An 18321-nucleotide genomic window follows, 5' to 3' on the forward strand; every position below is an offset into this window, starting at 1 on the left:
CGGCAGCCCTAAGGCCGGCCCTGGTGGGAGACATCCAGATGGTGAACAAGCCCGTTTCCTATGCCGATTACCTGAAGCTCGACGTCCTGTTGAACGCGCAGGCGCCCGAAAGTGCGGCAGCCGGGCGCGAAGCGCATGACGAGATGCTGTTCATCATCGTCCACCAAGTCTACGAGCTGTGGTTCAAGCAGATCCTGGTCGAGATCGACCGGATCGAGGCGATCTTCGCCGGCGACTGGGTCGACGACCGCGACGTGGCCGCCGCCGCGAACGGCCTTGCCCGTATCGTCGAGGTGCTGCGGCTCGGTGTGCGCCAGATCGACCTCCTGGAGACGATGACGCCGCTCGATTTCCTCGATTTCCGCGACCTGCTCTATCCCGCGTCCGGCTTCCAGAGCGCGCAGTTCCGTGCGGTCGAGGTGCGCCTCGGCCTGCGCCGCGAGGACCGCTACGCCTTCGAGGACCAGCCCTTCGAGAAACGCCTGACGGAACGCGAGCAGACGCGCGTCCTCGACCAGGAAAAGGGGCGCAGCGTGTTCGATCTGGTGGAGACGTGGCTGTCGCGCGTCCCCTTCGTGGAGACCGCGGGCTGGCGTTTCCGCGAGGCCTACCGCTCCGCCGTCGCCGATGCGGTGCGCGGCGACATCGCCTATGCCGAGAGGAGCGCGGCGCTGAGCGACAGCCAGCGCGCGGCCCAGGTGAAGGCGCTGGAGCAGGAACTCGACCGGTTCGACGCGCTGTTCTCCGGAACGCCCGCGGACCTGGCCGAGGCCGCGCCCGGCTGGCGGATGGGACGCGGCGCGGTGCTCGCCGCCCTGTTCATCAATCTCTATCGCGACGAGCCGGCGCTGCAGGTGCCCTTCCGGTTCCTGAGCCTGTTGATGGACGTCGACGAGACGCTGACCACCTGGCGCTTCCGCCATGCGCTGATGGTGGAGCGGATGATCGGCCGCAAGCTCGGCACCGGCGGCTCGTCCGGCCACAGCTACCTGCACAAGACGGTCGAGCGGCACCGGATCTTCTCCGACCTGTTCGCGCTCGCGACCTTCCTGATGCCGAGCCGGGCGCGGCCGGCGCTGCCCGACGAGGTGCGCCGGGCGATGTCGCTCGCCTATGCGCCGGCCGGATCCGGCGCCTCCGAATCCGCATGATCCGCGAGGAGGACATGCGCTATGCCGGCCATTTCTCGCGGTTCTTCGCGGCCGATCCGGACCGGCTGCATCTCGCCGCCCACAGTCACCATGCCTGGCCGGACGTAACCGAAGCCGCGCAGGCGCAGGCCTGGCGCGACGCCGTCGCGCTCGCCGATCGCAAATGGGACCATGTGTTCGGCGAGATCGTTCCGGCCTTCCAGCGCCATGTCGCCGGCCACCTCGGCCTGCCCGATCCGGCGACGATCGCGATCGCCCCGAATACGTTCGACTTCGTCCGGCGGCTGCTGTCCTGCCTGCCGCGTGAACGGCCGGCGCGCATCCTCACGAGCGACGCCGAGTTCCATTCCTTTACCCGCCAGACCGCGCGCCTGGAGGAGGATGGGATCGTCGCGGTGACCCGCGTTCCCGCCGAGCCGTTCGGCACGTTCGAGGCCCGCTTTCGCGAGGCCGCCGCGGCGGGCGGCTTCGACCTCGTATTCCTGAGCCACGTATTCTTCGATTCCGGCTTCGTCGTCGAAGACCTCGCCGGGATCGTCGGCGCCGTGCCCGACGACGCGGCGCTTGTCGTCATCGACGGCTATCACGGCTTCATGGCCCGGCCGACCGACCTGTCCGCCATCGCCGGCCGCGCTTTCTACATGGCCGGCGGCTACAAGTACGCCATGGCCGGCGAGGGCGCCTGTTTCCTGCACTGCCCGCCGGGATACGCCCCGCGCCCGCGCGACACCGGCTGGTACGCCGCCTTCGGCGCGATCCGGTCGCGCGCCGATCAGGTCGGCTACGCCCGGGACGGCGGCCGGTTCCTGGGGGCGACGTTCGACCCCTCCGGCCTCTATCGCTTCAACGCGGTGATGGACTGGCTGGACGGGCTGGGCCTTTCGGTGGCCGAAATCGACGCCCATGTGCGCGCCGTCCTGGACGCGTTCCTGAAGGCCCTTGCCGACCGCCCCGTTGCCGGGCTCGATCCGGCCTTGCTGCTGCGCCGCCCGGGGCGCGACGCGATGGGGCACTTCCTCACGTTTCGCACGCCCGACGCCGCCGCGATCCACGACCGACTGATGGCGGAGAGCATCATAGTCGACTATCGCCGCGACAGGCTGCGCATCGGTTTCGGCCTCTATCACGATACCGAGCGGGCCGGCGACTACGTCGCCCGGATCGCCGCGGCGCTCGGTGCGACACAGTTATAAGCCGAATGATTTATTCATAGATTTTCCGGATACTCCCCGGGGCGAAGGAATGGAGTGCCGGCATGAAACACCTGCATCCCCTGTGTTCCCGCTGCGTCTACTGGCAGCTCGACAGCGCTTCGTCGTCCGGGACCGTCGGCCATTGCCACCGGTATCCGCCGGGTATCTACATGAACCCGCAGACGGGCACGGTCGTCCAGAAATTCCCGACCACGGACAAGCACCACTGGTGCGGCGAATGGGACGGAGACGCCTCGCGGCTGATGGACGCCGTACGCCGATCGGCGCTTTCGAGCGCGGAACCGGGCGGCCCCGGGGCGGCGCGGGACTGAGCGCGAAAACAATGCGATCAAACCGCCCCGCGGCAATTGCAGCGGCCGCGGCAATACACTATGTTCCGCCGCATTCGGCGCTCGAAGCACCCGTAGCTCAGCTGGATAGAGCGCTGCCCTCCGAAGGCAGAGGTCAGAGGTTCGAATCCTCTCGGGTGCGCCATTTCCTCCATATCCTCCACCGAAACGCCGAAATTCGCCGCCGATCCGAGCCGGAATCTGGCTGACTCGCGAGGATGTGTTAGCCGTCGCGGCAATTCGCTTGCCGACGGCGATGCGTTTGTGCATTAAATTATGAATGGCGCGGCTGTTGACATATGTGCTGCTGATAACCGTCTGGGTTACCTCCGGTGCCCTCCAGGTCACGGTCGCGGCAGGCACGTTTGCCATGCCCGCCCACGCGGCAGACGGGCCAGCGAAGGCGTCCGGCATGCACGCCATGCTCACCTCGGCGGGCGCGAGTGATACCGCGGCTTTCCAGGATAGGAACGGCTGCGACCGCTCCCGATCCGCTGGCAGCGCCGACAAAATCGCGACCTGGTGTCCGTCGATGTGCCAGACCGTCGGAACGATAGACCTGGTTATTTCCTTAGGGCGGGCCATCATCCCTCGCCAATACGGAACGTCTTCGCCGGAAGACTTCGCGGCCGTTCCAGTTCCCGCCTCGGAACGTCCACCCCGCCTTTCCTGACCAACATCCTGCGCGAAAGCGGCTTTCGTTCCGGCTTCCAGCCGCGAGAACGACCGCGATACGCAGCCCGTTGACCGCCTGCTGAAAGCGGCCCGGCGCGCCTGCCGGATTGGTTGGGAGTTCATCGATGAAGATCTTGTTGCTGGGCGTGGTCGGCACGCTGCTGATCGGCTGTTCGGCCGCCCCCGATCTTGGACTACGCGACGCGAGCGATCCGCGTCAGGAAAGCGCGCGCGTGGCCTACCGTCCGGTCCTGGACGACTACCAGCCCCGCCGACCCGTCGAGCCGCAAGGCTGGCCGCAGCTCAATCGGCGCGTCGCGCCGGGGGGTGGCGACCAATGAGACGGCGCTACCGGGCAATTCTGCCGATCGGCCTGGCGGGCCTTCTGTCGGGGTGCGCGGCCTACTCCGAAGACGGCGGCCTCGCCTTCGTCGAAACGGCCGTGGTCGGCGAGTTGGACGCGCGCCCGACGGTCATACGCGACGCGGATAGCGCGGCCCAATCGCAGGCCCTGGTTCGCGACCTGTTGCAGCAGCCGCTGGACGCCGATCGCTCGGTCCGCATCGCGCTGCTGAACAATCGCGGGCTGCAGGCGGCCTACAACCAGCTCGGGCTCGCGGAAACCGACATGGTCGCCGCGAGCCTGCCGCCCAATCCCACCATTTCGATCGGCCGGATCGCGGCCGGCGGCCTGCCCACCGAGATCGAGCGGCAGATCATCGTCAACATCCTGGCGCTTGCCACCTTGCCGCAACGCTCGGAGATCGCCCGGACGCGGTTTCGGCAGGCCCAGTACGGCGCGGCGCTTGAGACCCTGCGGGTCGGAGCGGAGGCCAGGCGTGCCTACTACCGCACCGCCGCCGCGCACCAGAGCGTCCATCTGCTCGAGCAGGCCAAGCTCTCGGCGAACGCGACGTCCGAGCTTCTTGCCGAGCTTGGCCGCACGGGCGCCGCGACGAAGATCGACCAGGCCCGCGAACAGGCGTTCTACGCCGAAGTCACCGCCCAGCTCGCCAAAGCGAAGGTCGCGCATACCCGGGAGGCCGAGACGCTCAATCGGGTCCTCGGCCTCTGGGGCCAGGACCTGGACCGGCTGAAGGAAACCGGCCGGTTGCCGAAGTTGCCGGCCAGACCGGCCACGACGGAGGATATCGAGGTCGAGGCCCTGCGGCGACGCCTCGACGTACAGGTCGCCCGGCTCGAACTGGACGTCCTCGCCAAGTCGCTCGAACTGGAAGAGGTGACACGGTTCATCGATCTCGCGGAGCTGAGCGCGATCTATGTCACCGAGGACGAGTTCGTCCTGGAAGACGGCGTCGAATACACGGAGACGACGAACCGCCCGGGCTTCGAGGTTGCGCTCGAGATCCCGATCTTCGACTTCGGCGAAACCAAGGTCCGGCGCGCCAGGGAAACCTATCTGCTGGCCCTCAACCAGCTTGCGGAACGCGGCGTCGAGGCGCGATCGCAGGCGCGCGAAGCCTATCAGGTCCATCGCGCGACCTATGACATCGCAAAGCTCTATCGCGACGAAGTCGTGCCGCTGCGCCGCGTCGTCTCAGAAGAGTCGCTGCTTCGCTACAACGGCATGATCGAGGACGTCACCGACCTGATCAACGACGCGCGCGCGGCGATCCAGTCGAACGTCGCCGCAAGCGAAGCCTTGCGTGACTACTGGCTCGCCACGGTCAACCTCGATGTCGCGCTGGTCGGCGGCGCACCCGGCGCAGCCGCGCCCGGGGACATGGCTTCGGCCGCCGCCGGGGCCGGCGGCGGCGACCACTAGGCACGCGCAGGAGGACGCATCATGAACGATACGATCACACGTCGCGGCTTCCTCGGGAGCGCCGTTGGAACGCTGGGTATGACCGCCATCGCGGCACCGGCGCTTTCGCGCGGACTGCCCGAAGCGCCGGTCATGACAGAGCCGACGATGCAGCCGCCGCTGCACCCGACGTCGGGCCCGGACTACAACCCGGTCGTCACGCTGAACGGCTGGACCCTGCCATGGCGGATGAACGGCGACTGGAAGGAGTTCCATCTCGTCGCGGAGCCGGTCGAACGCGAGATGGCGGAGGGCATGACGGCCAACCTCTGGGGCTACAACGGCCAGTCACCCGGTCCGACGATCGAGGCGGTGGAAGGCGACAAGGTGCGCATCTTCGTCACCAACAAGCTGCCGGAGAAGACGACGATCCACTGGCACGGACAGATCCTGCCGTGCGGCATGGACGGGGTCGGCGGGCTGACGCAACCGCACATCCCCTCGGGCAGGACCTACGTCTATGAATGGCAGCTCGCGAAGTCGGGCACCTTCATGTACCACCCGCATTCCGACGAGATGGCGCAGATGGCGATGGGCATGATGGGCTTCTTCGTCGTCCATCCGAAAGACCCGCAGCAGCACCGCGTCGATCGCGACTTCGTGTTCCTGCTGAACGCCTTCGACATCGACCCCGGCGCGCGCGTTCCGCGCATCATGACGATGACGGATTTCAATCTGTGGTGCTGGAACAGCCGCGTCTTCCCCGGGATTGATCCGCTGGTGGCGGCCAAGGGTGACAGGGTCCGGGTTCGCGTCGGCAACCTCACCATGACAAACCATCCGATCCATATGCACGGCTACGACTTCGCCGTGACGGGAACGGACGGCGGATGGGTTCCGCCGGAAGCGCGATGGCCGGAGGTCTCGATCGACATCCCGGTCGGCGCAATGCGGGCCTACGAGTTCGACGCGGTCCACGAAGGCGACTGGGCAATGCATTGCCACAAGTCCCATCACACCATGAATGCGATGGGCCATGACGTGAAGACGTTCATCGGCGCCGACAAGCGTCTGGTAGCCCAGCAGATCCGCAAACTGGTTCCGGACTACGTGCCCATGGGGGCGGCGGGGATGGGCGAAATGGCCGAAATGTCGATGCCGCTCCCCGACAACACCCTGCCGATGATGGCCGGCTGGGGACAGTTCGGACCGATAGAGATGGGTGGAATGTTTTCGGTCATGAAGGTTCGGGACGGACTTGCCGCCGGCGACTATTCCGACCCCGGCGACTTCGACCATCCCCCCGGCACGGTCGCCTATGAGTGGACCGGAGACAAGCCCGATGCCGCACAGGCGCCTGGCGCTTCGGACCCGACACAAAATTCAAGCCACGATGATCACCACGGAAGGAGCTGATCAAAATGCGTATGCCCGCAACCCTAGCCGCCGCACTTCTGGGCCTGGCAGCCCAGTTCGCAACCGCGCCCGCCTTAGCGCAGGACATCCCGATGGTGCAAGGCGAGATCACCAAGATCGACAGTTCCCAGAAAAAGCTGACGATCCGCCACGGCGCGATCCCGCATATCGGCATGAACCAACCGATGATGATGGTATTCAAGGTCGCCGATCCGGCGATGATCGATACCGTCGCGGTCGGCGACCACATTCAGTTCCGCGCGGACCGTATCCGGGGAGACCTGACCGTGATCGAGATCGAAAAGGAGTGACCACGCCTGCGCAGCGGCGCAAGCCGCTGCCGGGTTTGCCGCCTATCAACCTTTCGCCGGAATTCACGATCCGGTGACGTTTCGGGGCGGGCGTTGATTGTCGCCCCCCCGTTCGTTATCGAAGACACACGGCACGTCACACCGCAAACCTGTGGCTCCGGGCCCCGGCGCTTGCAGCGATCCTCACGCTCGGGATCGTCGTGTTTGCCGGCTCAGCGCAGGCGCACGAATGGGCGTCGCGTGACGGAGCCGCGAACCAGGCCACCCCAGTCGGGATCTCTTCCGGGCCCTGCCCGGTGGCGCCCGACGGTTGTGGCCAGGAGCCGGGCGGTTCGTTCATGCCCTACTCTGATATGTTGAGCAGCAACCGCGCGCAGGCCGGCGCCGCTGCGTCCACGAGCGTGTTCGCCCCTTCCGGAGCAACAGGCATGGTTGGCGAACGCGTGGACCACATGAAGATGCTCAGCGACGCAGTGAAGCAGTTGACCCCCATGTTCACCGGCAAGGCACCCTACGACGCCGGCAACGTTCGAGGCCTTGCCAATTCGATCAAGGACCACGGCGGGGCCACCATGACGGTCCTCTTCCCCTAGGGCAGCATCGCCCCGCCATCCGAGGCAAAGCGCGAGATATGGACCGATTGGAAAACGTTCCGGGCCCTGGGCGATCAGCTTGAATCCTTTGGCGCCGGGCTTGGCGCGGCGGCCGACAACCCGCGCGAAACCATGCACGGCGCCGCGGGCATGATGGGCCAAGGAATGATGGGTCAGCCGATGATAGGTTCCCGGGGGGCGTCCGGCGTCATGCCGCAGCGTGCCGCAGACGACCTGGGCCAGATGCCGCCCGACATGGTTTTCGGGATGATCACCCAGACCTGCTCGTCCTGCCACACGCGCTTCCGGGCCGAGAAGAACTGAACGATGCGACGCATACTTGTCGCTCTGGGTACGCTTGTCCTGGCGGGTGGCGCCGGGCTCGCGGCCCCTCTCCGGTTGCTGCGACATACGCGACGCGGCAACCGGAAAACAAGCCATCGCTGACGCTATCACGTAGGCCCGTCGACAACCGTCGTTTCCGTCGAGTATCCAGCCGGCGAGCCGGGGTGCGGTCAGGCCTGCGGGCACCCTCGGCGGCGAAAAGCCCGCCCGCACACGCGCCGGACCGTTCCTGAACCGGCCCGATCATTACGCTCCAGGCACATAGCGACCCAAGCCCCAGTTCACGGGGGCCTGACGCTCCCGCTTGATCTCGTCCGGGCCCTCCGGGCCCCCGGTCCCCCACCCCGCCGGGGGGCGGTCGCTTGATCGCGGTCGGGAACCGCCGACCGGCGTGGCCGGCATTTCGGACAACCGGTAGCGGTCCGAAAACCGGCTACGATATTCACACAAAAAGCTAGCTGGCTTATAAAATGTGTGATTTAGTCGAACTTTGTAAATCAACTGGACGTGTCCATTGATGGAGCGTCAGCGTTCGTTGATGGACAGGCCAAGTTTCGGGGGCAGGAAAATTGGCTTGGATGCGGCGTAGTGTACCTATCGCAATTCTGTGTGGCGTAACCTGGCACGCGTGGGCGGCGGACGCCCGTGCACAAGACTGCGCTCAGGTCGCAGGGCAACTCATCTCGATAGATGGCGACGTCGAGATCCAGCGGGACCGGGTGTCCCGGGTGGCTGTGCTCGATCAGGACCTCTGTCAACGCGACATCGTGAGAACGGGGCCGCAAAGCCGCGCGGCGGTGATGCTGATCAACGACGCCGTATTGCGGCTCGATCAGGACACGACCATCTACCTCGCCGACATAGCCGGCGAAGAAGAGGAACGGTCGGTCCTCGACCTCGTCCGCGGGGCCTTCCAGTCCTTCAGCCGCAACCCCAGGGAACTCGAGGTCAACACGCCGTATCTGAATGCCACGATCGAAGGGACGGAATTCGTCATTCGTACGTCGGCAAACGACGCGACGATGACCGTTTACGAAGGGGTGGTGTCCGCCTCGAACGACAGCGGCGACGTCTCCGTTGAAAGCGGCCAGTCGGTCCGCTCGGCGAAGGGCGCACCACCGCAATCCTTCACGCTCGTCAATCCGCGCGACGCGGTGCAGTGGGGCCTCTTCTATCCTCCGATCCTCGCCGCCGGGGGTGCACGCTCCGGACCGATCTACGACGCAGCGCACCTTCTTTCGGTCGGGCGCGTCGACGAAGCCAGGGCGTCCATCAACGCCACGCTGGCACGGGGCGAAAATCCCGGACTAGCCTATGCGCTTCGCGCCGTCATCGCGGTGGTGCAGAACGACAGGGAGGCCGCTCTTTCGGACGCCACCAGAGCGGTCGAGCTCGAACCGGATGCAACGGCACCGCGAATTGCCCTGTCGCTCGCGCAACAGGCCCAGTTCGACCTGCTGGCCGCCCGCGACACGATGCTGGAGGCCACCGCCCGGCAACCAAACGACGCAATCGGCTGGGCGCGGCTGAGCGAACTCTGGCTGATGCTCGGATATCGCGACCTGTCGCGCGAAGCGGCGGAGACCGCCGTTTCGCTGGATCCCAATATCGAACGCACGCAGATCGTGCTGGGCTATGCCGCGCTGACGGAATTCCGTACGAAGCAGGCGCGGGAAGCCTTCGAACGGGCGATCGCGCTCGACTCGTCCGATCCGCAGGCGCGTTTCGGACTTGGCCTGGCGATGATCCGCGACGGCAACCTGGCCGAAGGGCGGCGACAGATCGAGATGGCGGTCGCCCTCGATTCGTCGCGGTCTCTGCTCCGCTCGTACCTCGGCAAGGCCTATTTCGAGGAGCACCGGGACGACCTCGCCCAGGAGCAGTTCCAACTGGCCAAGGAACTCGATCCGCTTGATCCGACGCCATACCTCTACAACGCAATCATGCTGCAGACGGAAAACCGGCCCGTGGAGGCGCTGCACGAGCTGCAGACATCGATCGATCTCAACGACAATCGCGCCATCTACCGCAGCCGGGAACTGTTGGATTCAGATCGAGCGGCGCGCGGCGCCAGCCTCGCCCGGGTCTACGACGACCTGGGTTTCCGGTCCCTCGGCCTGAATGAAGGCGCGCAATCGCTGACGATCGCACCGAACAATGCGTCCGCGCATCGCTTCCTCTCGGACATGTATATCGGCATTCCGCGCCGTGAGAGCGCGCGCGTCAGCGAGATGCTGCAGTCGCAACTCCTGCAGGACGTCAACATCAATCCGATCCAGCCGAGCCTCGTCGAGACGAACCTCAACATCGTCGCGCGCGGCGGGCCGGCCGATCCGGGCTTCGACGAATTCACGCCGCTGTTCGAGCGGAACGGGGGCCAGGTGATCGTCTCCGGTGTCGTCGGCAACGACGAGTCGATCGGCGGCGAGGGCGTCGCGTCCCTGATCTACAATCAGCTCTCGTTGGGCGCGGGCGCGTTCACATACGAAAGCGACGGCTGGCGGCCGAACAACGACGTCCAGCACGACATCTTTCAGCTTTATGGCCAGGTCGCGCTTACGCCGGAGCTGAACATCCAGGCGGAATGGAGCCAGCGCGAAACCGAGTATGGCGACCTCGCATTCAACTTCGATCCGGATTCCTACGATCCGACCGTTCGCAACCATCTGAACCGCGACATGGCCAGGATCGGCGTGCGCTACTCGCCGACCCCCAACTCGGACATCATCGCCTCCGTAATCTATGGCAGCCGCGACCAACGGCGGGCGCGCGAGCTTTTCCCGGGCTTCGACTTCAAGGTCGAAGGCAAGGACGAGGGCTATCAGTACGAGGGGCAGTACATCTACAGGGCCGACCTGTTCAATGTCGTCGCCGGCGTGGGATACACCGACGCGGATGCGACGACGACCGCGCAGTTCGGACCGTTTCCGCCGTTCGTCGTCACGGATTCGCCGATCACCCACTTTCACGGCTACACATACGTCAACATCTCCCTTCCCGAGACGGTGACCTGGACGGTCGGGGCGAGCTATGACGATTACGAGGAAGGCCCGCTCAAGGTCGAGAAGGTCAACCCCAAGTTCGGCGTACAGTGGAAGATCACCGACGACCTGGTGGTACGGGGCGCCGCATTCCGCACGGTGAAGCCGGCCCTGGTGGCCAACCGCTCCATCGAACCGACCCAGATCGCGGGGTTCAACCAGCTCTTCGACGACGGCAACGCCGACGAAGCATGGCGGTATGGCGGCGCGATCGACTATCAGATCACCGATGACCTGTTCATCGGCGCCGAATTCACCTGGCGCGACCTGACGGTCCCGGTCTTCATCCCGACCGGCGTCACCTTCGAAGACCAGGAAGAGCAGCTCGGCGGCGCGTATCTGTACTGGGCGATCAACGATCGCTGGGCGTTGAGCGGCCGGGTCTCCTACGACCGGTTCCAGACCGGCGTGAACGACTCCTCGGTTTTCGGCGACGTCCCCCTGAAGGTCGAGACCTTCAGCGTTCCGATCATGGTGCGGTATTTCCACCCCAGCGGGTTCTTCGCCGGGCTCGGCGGAACCTACGTAAACCAGGACGTCACGCGGACATTTGCCGCCAAGACCAACCTCGGGCTCGCGGACGGATCCGACGATTTCTTTGTCGTCGACGCGGCCATCGGCTTCCGGTTCCCCGATCGCAGGGGTATCGCCAGCCTGACGGTCAGCAACCTGCTCGACGAGGAATTCTTCTACCAGGACGACAGTTTCCGGGAGTTCCGCGACGAGCCCTCTATCGGGCCGTACCTTCCAGCCATGCAGATCGTGGGCCGGATCACACTTAACTTTTAGCTAAGAATGGTTAATATGTGATTAGGTGTCTAATTATTTGGCCCGACGGATCGCAAGGGGAGAGGATTATGAGAGCTGTTCGAACTCTGATTACGCTCGCTTTCGTAGCGGGTGCCGGCTTATCGACGGGTGCCGTCGCGGCAGAGATGTGCGACGGCGTTTACGACCGCACCCCGGCAGGGATTTGCCCGTTATACGTCCAGGGAGACGCGACCTGCGCGGATGCGGCGGAAATCTGCGGATTTGTTCTGGATCCGAGCCAGACCGTGGAATTCACGCCGACCAGCCTGCCGCAACAGAGCGGGGGCGTGTGGGCAACGATCGTCAACGGCACCGAGGTGCAGATCGAGGACGTGCGCAACGATAGCCAGCAGAAGGGACGCAAGGGCTTCGAAGCGACGATCACTCGGCGGAACGGTTCCCTGATCATGTGCGGCGACAGCGTCGTGCTCGATCAGGTCCAATCGCCGATCAACAACGCAAACAAACTTCCGGCCAACGTAACCGTGTGCTTTGCGAGGGGACCGTGCCCGGTGAGCCAGGGCCAGGTCGCCACGATCTGCGGGGCCTATGACACGATGCCCGGCTTTGTTCAGGCCTTCGAAATCGAACCGCAGGAGCAGGATGTGAACCTGTGCGGCTGTGGCACAAATCTCGCGAATTTCTGCAATGGCGACTTGACCCCCACCGCCCCCGGCGAGGTGAACAGCTGCCTTGGCGGAGATCCGTTGACGGCGCTGGATGCCATCTCGATGGGGACCATCGGGAACAACACTTGCGTTTACGAGAAGGTCAATGGCCGGCGCATGAAAATCTGCGACTAGTTCCAGTCAACAAGACAGGTGGCCTACACTGTTTCCAGGGCCAGGAATGCATGCGAAGGACTGGCGAGGCGCCATGATAGACGAGGTTCGCTAGAGTGGATGTGCCTCGCCTGTAACGCGGCGGGCGGAGCCGCATTGACGTGAGCGCCGGCATACGACGATTTTTTGGCTCTTCGCGACTGAGGCGTTTCGCCATGGGCCTCGGTGCCGGTGCGGTTTGCGCCGCGCTTGGCCTTGCAGTCATCCTGTCGCCCTTCGGCAACGAGTTCGAGCGGACCCAGGGTCTCGACTGGTTGTTCAAGACGCGCGGCGCGGCGACGCCGCCGCCCGGGGTGGCGGTGGTCGGCATAAACAACCGAACCGGGCGTATTCTCGATCTGGCGAGACTGCCGCGCGACTGGCCACGCACGACACACGGCGCGCTCGTCGAGCGTCTGGTGGCGCGGGGCGCCGAGATCATCGTTTTCGACATGGACTTCAGTCGCGCCAAACCCGGCGACGAAGACGTGGAATTCGCCCGGGTGATAGGAAACGCCTATCGCGTCGTCCTGTTCGAATGGCTCTCCGCGCACCGCGAACGCCTTGTGAGCGCGAACGGACAGGATGCCGGCTGGACCTGGGTGGAGGAGAAGCGATCACCAACGCAGCCCCTTGCCGAGGCGGCCCGTGCGATCGGTCCGTTCCCGCTGCCCAAGATCGATCAGGCCGCGTCGGAATTCTGGACGTTCAAGTCGAGCCTCGGCGACAACGCCACCATCCCCGCCCTCGCGCTTCAGATGAAGGCTCTGCCCTACTACGAGGTCTGGATCGCTTTGCTGCGGCAGGCGGGCGCGTCCGGCCTCGACGCCCTTCCCGCGACCGCTCAGCAGTTGAGGACCCCCGACGACATCAAGGCCCTGATGCAGGCCTTCCGCGGGATCTTCGTAAGCGATCCCTCGCTCGCTGAACGGGTCGGCCGGAGGATCGACGCACAGCCCGACGACGAAGAACGCCGGCTCCTGTCTGCGCTTGCCGCCCTGTATGGGGGGCGGGATCATTACTTCCTGAATTTCTACGGGCCGCCGGGCTCTATCCCCACGATCGCGTACGAGGACGTCCTTTCCGACGACCGCGCGCCCACGCCTGGCACCAGCGACCTGGCGGGTACCGTCGTATTCGTCGGCTATTCCGATCTGTTCGCCCCGGACCAGCCGGACCGCTTCTTCACGAGCTTCACGGGCGATGACGGCGTCGACCTGAGTGGCGTCGAGATAATGGCAACCGCCTTTTCCAACCTGCTGACACAAGGAAGCGTGCGACCTGTCGGTCTTCGCGCGGAGATTGCCATCATTGTGGCCTTCGGCCTGGTGGCCGGCCTCTTGGGCTTTCTGTTGCCGGCGACAGCGGGGGTGCCGGCCGTCATCGGACTTGCGGTCCTGTACGGGGTCTTCGCCCAATGGCGCTTCAACGAGACCAGCGTCTGGCTGCCGCTCGCCACGCCTGCACTGGTGCAGATGCCGTGCGCACTCCTGATCGGGCTGATCGGTCAGTACCGACTGAAGCGCCACGCGGAGCAACAGGTCACGCGCGCCATCAGCATGTACCTGCCGGAGAACATCGTCCAGGATCTGACGCGGCGGGAGTTCGATCCCTCGGAAGTCAACAAGGTGGTCTACGGGACCTGCCTCGCGACCGACATGTCCGGATTCACAACACTGTCCGAAACCAAGAATCCGGAAGAACTGGCCGAGTTCATGAACAGTTATTTCGATGAGCTGGCCACCGCGCTCAAACGCCACGACGTCGACATAACGGAGTTTCACGCCGACACGATCATGTGCGCATGGACTTCCGCCGAACCGTCGCCCGAGGTTTGCGCCAAAGCCGTCGGCGCGGCGCTGGAGGTCTGCGATGCCATCGAGCGGTTCGCCGCGCAGAGGGGCCGGCTGCGTCTCAATCCGCGCATCGGCCTTCAGGACGGCTATTTCTACGTCGGTCACACCGGCGGTGGCGGTCGAATGGCATACAGTATTCTCGGAGACACAGCGAATACGGCCGCGCGACTGGAAAGCCTGAACAAGTACCTGGGCACCCACGTACTGGCGGCCGAGACCGTCCTTAAGACGCCTGACGGACTCCTAGTGAGGCCTTTGGGGGACATTCTCCTCAGCGGCAAGGCCGACGCCACGCCGGTTGTGGAGATCATGGCGAAATCGGCCGCCGCAACCGACCGGCAAAAAGCCCTGTGCTCGAAATTCTCCACCGCCCTGACTTACTTTCGCGAGAAGGACTGGCTGACGGCGGAGCAGTTATTCGAGACGATCGGGGCCGAGTTCGGCGATGATGGCCCGAGTCAGTTTTATCTGTCGTACATTCGAGGCCACAAATCGACGCCGCCGACCTTCGATGGCCCGGCGTTTGTGAAAATGACGGAAAAATAGAAATCCAAGCCACGCGGTTCCCGATATCGTTGCGGTGAACGGCCGACCCGGGGACGGCGACAACGCCGCACCCAAGCGAACGAATTCGTCCCTTCCGCCGAACGGGACGTACCGCGTTCCTGGGGGCGAAGGGGAATGCCTTTCAGGTCACGCCCGGCCGGTCCCCTTGACGCCGCGCGCCAGCCGATCGCGGGTGCGATGGTGCAGCCAGTGCAGGGCTTCCTCGATCTTGGTCAGGGCGATCTCGTTTTCGCGGCAGGCGAGCGGACCAGCCTGAAATGACCTGAGCCTGTCGACGATGACGGCGAGCAGCGCTTCGTCGGTGACGCCATTGTGACCGGACTCCAGGGTATGACCGAACTGGAACGTTATCGGGAGCTCGCCCTTGCCCCAGGCAATGACGTAGGCGTGGTGCGCGCCACCGGGACCGGGATCATCCTTGGAAACGATCCTCAGGGCACCGTCGACAGTGTAGCTGGTTATCTTGCGCAGCTCGGTCATGGTCAGGCCCTTTCCTCATCGTGTTCTGGTCTACTCGTGAGTAGCGTTCGCCCCCGCTCATACCGCCGGCCTCGTGGCCGGCCTAGGACCGGCTCCAAACGGGGCCTTGCGGCGATTCGCCCGCCGTGCCGGTCAAAGACCAAACGCGAGCAACGTGAACGCGGCCGACACCCGACCCTCTGTGATCAGCGATCGCCCCCCCCCCGGCCCGGCGTGCATGTTGCCACGGCACGACAGTCCCGAGGTCCGGCACGCGATTAGGGGTGTCCTCGACTACGGCGCATCGGCGGCGGTTTCGCCGGGCGGCAGGATCCGGAACGTGAACGTCGATACTGTCTCGCCCGGACCGAACGGCCCCGGAACCGCGTGGTCGACCGGCGGCAGGCTCCGCAGGAACGCCACGACGGCATTGACGTCGTCCTCCGTCAGGCTGGCGAAAGCATGCCACGGCATGATCGGCGCCAACATGCGTCCATCCGGCCGGAGGCCTGTCTGAAGCGCGGCGACGATCTGTTCTTCAGTCCAGTCGCCGATGCCGGTTTCCTTGTCGGGCGTGAGGTTGCGGCCAACAAAGACGCCGAGGCCCGGGATCTCGAAGCCGACATCGGAGCCGCCCAGATACCGGGACATATCCGGCTCGCCAAAGAAGTAGCCGGGGGTATGGCAGTCGTTGCACCCCGCAATTCCGACGAGATAACCGCCGCGCGCGATCTGCGCGTCATCGGCGCTCGCACCGATCGAAGCCAGCGAAATGAGAACCAATGCCAGAAGCCATTCGCGAAGCATGAGTATTGACATAGTCGTCGCCCTCCCGCGTGCGTTTCGTTTATTGACTTCTTACGTCGCAACCCTGCGCCCACTGCGCCTGCACCACAAGTAAAACGTCGCGATATCTCCCTGTATCGCCGTTTCCGACGGCCAGCCTCTTCGGCTACACCATGAAACTGACCACCCGCTCGACGAACCAGAAGCCGGCGACGCAGCCGGTCGCGTAGCCGACCGGGCCGCGGATCAACGCGCCGCGCATGGCGAACAGTCTGCGAGCGACGAGCGCGACGACGAGGACCGCCGCGACGAAGAGAAGCTGTCCGGCCTCGACGCCCAGATTGAAGGTGAGCAGCGCCAACGGCACGTCCTTCTGCGGCAGGCCGATATCGCGCAGCGCGCCGCCGAAGCCGAAGCCATGCAGGAGGCCGAACAAGAACGCGATCAGCCATGGGTAGCGTATCGACAGGTCCGTCTCGCCCCGCTCGGCCCGGATGATCTCGGCGGCGACGACCGCGATGGAGAGCGCGATCGCCGCCTCGACCGGAGGCTGGGGCACCTGGGTCCAGCCGAGGGCTGCAGCCGCGAGCGTGATCGAGTGGGCAACCGTGAAGGCGGTGATCGTCTCGATCAGCCTCCTCAGGTCGCGGATCAGAAGCAGCAGCGCCAGCACGAAGAGCAGATGATCGATCCCGAGCAGGATGTGCTCGACGCCGAGAAAAAAATAGGCCTTCGCCGTCGCCAGCGCGCCTGGCGCGGTCTCGAGGACGAGGTCCGGGAAATCCGGTGTCAACCGGGCGGTCTGGACCGTCCCGTCGGACCAGGCGATCCGCGCGATCACATCCGTGTAGGTGGCGACGAGGCCGTCAATCGCCAGGGTCTTGCCGTCGAGACCGCCGGTACAGCGCACGCTCCACCGGCTGGCCATGGCTGCGCCCACATCGGCGGCAACGACCGGCGAGGTTTCCGCGCAGGCGGACGGCAACGACACGCCAAGCGCCAGGCGGGCCTCCCCCCGTGTGGGCACCTTCCACAGGACATCGAAGTCTTCCGGTGCCCTCTGGTCGATCGACAGATAGGCCGGACGCACTTCGTGGGCCTGGGCCATCGTCGCGACGAGGCCCGCGAGTGCCAGGACCAGGGCGGCGACAAGGCGCTTCATCGGTTTTCCGCCTGCGCCCCGACCTGCCCGTCGGGCGCCTCGGGCCAGATCACGGTCACGTCGTACTTGTCGCGCATGGCACGATAGCGCGCCTCGGCGATTTCCCGCCGCTTCTCCCCTTCCCAGTCGCGCCGGACGGCATCGCGCACGTCGGCGAGGTCGGGATCGCGCGCGCGGCTTAGATCGTCGATCAGGACCAGGTGCAGACCGAAGGTCGACTCGACCGGGCCATGCCATTGGCCGGGCGTGATCGCCTTCAGGGCATCGGCGAACTGCTGTCCGAAGCTGATGGCGATCCGGTCGGTCGGGGTGAGCGGCATCGAGAAGGGCAGCATCGTCCGGTCGCCCAGGCTCCGCGTCTCGATCCCGGCGCCGTTGCCGCCCAGCGCGTCCAGCGCGGCGTCGACCTTGGCGTCGATCCGGTTTCCATGCGCATCCCGATTGAAAAAGATCTGACGGAACGCGATGCGCTCCGGCACCCGATAGGCCTCGGCATTGGCTGCTCTGTAGGCCTCGAGCTCCTCGTCGGACGCCGCGAGATCCGCCGGGTCCGGCTCCATCATGAATTCCAGCTTCTGCTGCAGCCGCCGCCGGAAGACCGTGTCGTCGGTATCGAGGCCGAGCCTGCGGCCCTCGCGGTAGAAGACCTCCTCCTTGACGAAGGCGTCGATCAGCCCGTTCAGCTCATCCTGCGTCGGCGGCCGCTGCCAGGTGCGCGAATACGTCTCGGACAGCTGCGCGATCCGGCCCGGCGTGACGACGATCGTCTCCTGCCCCGCGACATCGTTGCGCGTCCCGACCGCCGCATAAGCTGCGAATACGATCGCGCCGATGACGAGGAACTGAAACAGCGGTTCACGGACCAGTCGCGAAATCACCGTCATCAATCGCGCCCCAGAATTTGGTGCCGACTAAATAATTGCATAACGCCGAAATCAAACAACGGAAAAAAAGGATGCGGCGGGCGTGGGAGACCCGCACCCGCCGCAATGAAACTTGCGATCGAACTCTTCTGCCCCG

General features: G+C 65.2%; 16 protein-coding genes and 1 tRNA gene. 13 read left to right on the forward strand and 4 right to left on the reverse strand.

Going from position 1 to position 18321, the window contains the following annotated elements:
* Window positions 1–38: 38 nt before the first annotated feature.
* The 13 genes from ACSF9G_RS17385 to ACSF9G_RS17445 all read left to right on the forward strand — a co-directional run bounded on the left by ACSF9G_RS17385 (window position 39) and on the right by ACSF9G_RS17445 (window position 14873).
* Window positions 39–1151: a tryptophan 2,3-dioxygenase family protein gene (locus ACSF9G_RS17385; protein ID WP_436643385.1), complete on the forward strand. Its 1113-nt coding sequence runs from the start codon at window positions 39–41 to the stop codon at window positions 1149–1151.
* A complete protein-coding gene (locus tag ACSF9G_RS17390; RefSeq protein WP_436643386.1) occupies window positions 1148–2344 on the forward strand; it encodes an aminotransferase class V-fold PLP-dependent enzyme in 1197 nt (398 codons plus the stop codon). Before ACSF9G_RS17385 ends, ACSF9G_RS17390 begins: the two co-directional genes overlap by 4 nt.
* Window positions 2345–2406: 62 nt before the next feature.
* Complete coding sequence (locus ACSF9G_RS17395) at window positions 2407–2676, forward strand: hypothetical protein (RefSeq protein WP_436643387.1); 270 nt, start codon at window positions 2407–2409, stop codon at window positions 2674–2676.
* 86 nt (window positions 2677–2762) lie between these two features.
* Window positions 2763–2839, forward strand: a tRNA-Arg gene (locus tag ACSF9G_RS17400).
* A 655-nt stretch (window positions 2840–3494) separates the two neighbouring features.
* Window positions 3495–3710 carry a hypothetical protein gene (locus ACSF9G_RS17405; protein ID WP_436643388.1) on the forward strand — a complete coding sequence of 72 codons (216 nt, stop codon included), beginning with the start codon at window positions 3495–3497 and terminating at the stop codon, window positions 3708–3710.
* Window positions 3707–5155, forward strand: coding sequence for a TolC family protein (locus tag ACSF9G_RS17410; RefSeq protein WP_436643389.1), 1449 nt, complete (start codon window positions 3707–3709; stop codon window positions 5153–5155). The genes ACSF9G_RS17405 and ACSF9G_RS17410 overlap by 4 nt, the downstream gene beginning before the upstream one ends.
* 78 nt (window positions 5156–5233) lie before the next feature.
* Window positions 5234–6550, forward strand: coding sequence for a multicopper oxidase family protein (locus ACSF9G_RS17415; protein ID WP_436644025.1), 1317 nt, complete (start codon window positions 5234–5236; stop codon window positions 6548–6550).
* Between the two features lie 5 nt (window positions 6551–6555).
* Window positions 6556–6861 carry a copper-binding protein gene (locus ACSF9G_RS17420; RefSeq protein WP_436643390.1) on the forward strand — a complete coding sequence of 102 codons (306 nt, stop codon included), beginning with the start codon at window positions 6556–6558 and terminating at the stop codon, window positions 6859–6861.
* A gap of 338 nt (window positions 6862–7199) precedes the next feature.
* Window positions 7200–7454 carry a hypothetical protein gene (locus tag ACSF9G_RS17425; protein ID WP_436643391.1) on the forward strand — a complete coding sequence of 85 codons (255 nt, stop codon included), beginning with the start codon at window positions 7200–7202 and terminating at the stop codon, window positions 7452–7454.
* A gap of 180 nt (window positions 7455–7634) precedes the next feature.
* Window positions 7635–7778, forward strand: a complete 144-nt coding sequence (locus ACSF9G_RS17430; protein ID WP_436643392.1) for a hypothetical protein — start codon at window positions 7635–7637, stop codon at window positions 7776–7778.
* Window positions 7779–8527: 749 nt separating this feature from the next.
* On the forward strand, window positions 8528–11629 hold the full coding sequence (locus ACSF9G_RS17435) for a FecR domain-containing protein (protein ID WP_436643393.1): 3102 nt from the start codon (window positions 8528–8530) through the stop codon (window positions 11627–11629).
* A 68-nt stretch (window positions 11630–11697) separates the two neighbouring features.
* The gene (locus tag ACSF9G_RS17440) at window positions 11698–12453 is read left to right on the forward strand and encodes a hypothetical protein (RefSeq protein WP_436643394.1); all 756 of its coding nucleotides are present in this window, start codon (window positions 11698–11700) and stop codon (window positions 12451–12453) included.
* 194 nt (window positions 12454–12647) lie between these two features.
* Complete coding sequence (locus ACSF9G_RS17445; protein WP_436643395.1) at window positions 12648–14873, forward strand: CHASE2 domain-containing protein; 2226 nt, start codon at window positions 12648–12650, stop codon at window positions 14871–14873.
* 147 nt (window positions 14874–15020) lie between these two features.
* Here ACSF9G_RS17445 and ACSF9G_RS17450 read toward each other — a convergent pair whose 3' ends face one another.
* The 4 genes from ACSF9G_RS17450 to ACSF9G_RS17465 all read right to left on the reverse strand — a co-directional run bounded on the left by ACSF9G_RS17450 (window position 15021) and on the right by ACSF9G_RS17465 (window position 18185).
* On the reverse strand, window positions 15021–15374 hold the full coding sequence (locus ACSF9G_RS17450) for an Acb2/Tad1 domain-containing protein (RefSeq protein WP_436643396.1): 354 nt from the start codon (window positions 15372–15374) through the stop codon (window positions 15021–15023).
* A 273-nt stretch (window positions 15375–15647) separates the two neighbouring features.
* On the reverse strand, window positions 15648–16160 hold the full coding sequence (locus tag ACSF9G_RS17455; protein ID WP_436644026.1) for a c-type cytochrome: 513 nt from the start codon (window positions 16158–16160) through the stop codon (window positions 15648–15650).
* 145 nt (window positions 16161–16305) lie between these two features.
* Window positions 16306–17301 carry a HupE/UreJ family protein gene (locus ACSF9G_RS17460; RefSeq protein ID WP_436643397.1) on the reverse strand — a complete coding sequence of 332 codons (996 nt, stop codon included), beginning with the start codon at window positions 17299–17301 and terminating at the stop codon, window positions 16306–16308.
* On the reverse strand, window positions 17298–18185 hold the full coding sequence (locus tag ACSF9G_RS17465; protein ID WP_436643398.1) for a peptidyl-prolyl cis-trans isomerase: 888 nt from the start codon (window positions 18183–18185) through the stop codon (window positions 17298–17300). The genes ACSF9G_RS17460 and ACSF9G_RS17465 overlap by 4 nt, the downstream gene beginning before the upstream one ends.
* Between the last annotated feature and the right edge of the window lie 136 nt (window positions 18186–18321).

Source organism: Microbaculum mangrovi (assembly GCF_051390635.1).
GTDB lineage: Bacteria > Pseudomonadota > Alphaproteobacteria > Rhizobiales > Tepidamorphaceae > Microbaculum.

What these genes read in the sequence shown, in the direction of transcription:
- ACSF9G_RS17385 (WP_436643385.1), top strand. Translation starts at nt 39, where the DNA reads ATGGTGAACAAGCCCGTTTCCTATGCCGATTACCTGAAGCTCGACGTC.
- ACSF9G_RS17390 (WP_436643386.1), top strand. Translation starts at nt 1,148, where the DNA reads ATGATCCGCGAGGAGGACATGCGCTATGCCGGCCATTTCTCGCGGTTC.
- ACSF9G_RS17395 (WP_436643387.1), top strand. Translation starts at nt 2,407, where the DNA reads ATGAAACACCTGCATCCCCTGTGTTCCCGCTGCGTCTACTGGCAGCTC.
- ACSF9G_RS17405 (WP_436643388.1), top strand. Translation starts at nt 3,495, where the DNA reads ATGAAGATCTTGTTGCTGGGCGTGGTCGGCACGCTGCTGATCGGCTGT.
- ACSF9G_RS17410 (WP_436643389.1), top strand. Translation starts at nt 3,707, where the DNA reads ATGAGACGGCGCTACCGGGCAATTCTGCCGATCGGCCTGGCGGGCCTT.
- ACSF9G_RS17415 (WP_436644025.1), top strand. Translation starts at nt 5,234, where the DNA reads ATGACCGCCATCGCGGCACCGGCGCTTTCGCGCGGACTGCCCGAAGCG.
- ACSF9G_RS17420 (WP_436643390.1), top strand. Translation starts at nt 6,556, where the DNA reads ATGCGTATGCCCGCAACCCTAGCCGCCGCACTTCTGGGCCTGGCAGCC.
- ACSF9G_RS17425 (WP_436643391.1), top strand. Translation starts at nt 7,200, where the DNA reads ATGCCCTACTCTGATATGTTGAGCAGCAACCGCGCGCAGGCCGGCGCC.
- ACSF9G_RS17430 (WP_436643392.1), top strand. Translation starts at nt 7,635, where the DNA reads ATGATAGGTTCCCGGGGGGCGTCCGGCGTCATGCCGCAGCGTGCCGCA.
- ACSF9G_RS17440 (WP_436643394.1), top strand. Translation starts at nt 11,698, where the DNA reads ATGAGAGCTGTTCGAACTCTGATTACGCTCGCTTTCGTAGCGGGTGCC.
- ACSF9G_RS17445 (WP_436643395.1), top strand. Translation starts at nt 12,648, where the DNA reads ATGGGCCTCGGTGCCGGTGCGGTTTGCGCCGCGCTTGGCCTTGCAGTC.
- ACSF9G_RS17450 (WP_436643396.1), bottom strand. Translation starts at nt 15,374, where the DNA reads ATGACCGAGCTGCGCAAGATAACCAGCTACACTGTCGACGGTGCCCTG.
- ACSF9G_RS17455 (WP_436644026.1), bottom strand. Translation starts at nt 16,160, where the DNA reads ATGCTTCGCGAATGGCTTCTGGCATTGGTTCTCATTTCGCTGGCTTCG.
- ACSF9G_RS17460 (WP_436643397.1), bottom strand. Translation starts at nt 17,301, where the DNA reads ATGAAGCGCCTTGTCGCCGCCCTGGTCCTGGCACTCGCGGGCCTCGTC.
- ACSF9G_RS17465 (WP_436643398.1), bottom strand. Translation starts at nt 18,185, where the DNA reads ATGACGGTGATTTCGCGACTGGTCCGTGAACCGCTGTTTCAGTTCCTC.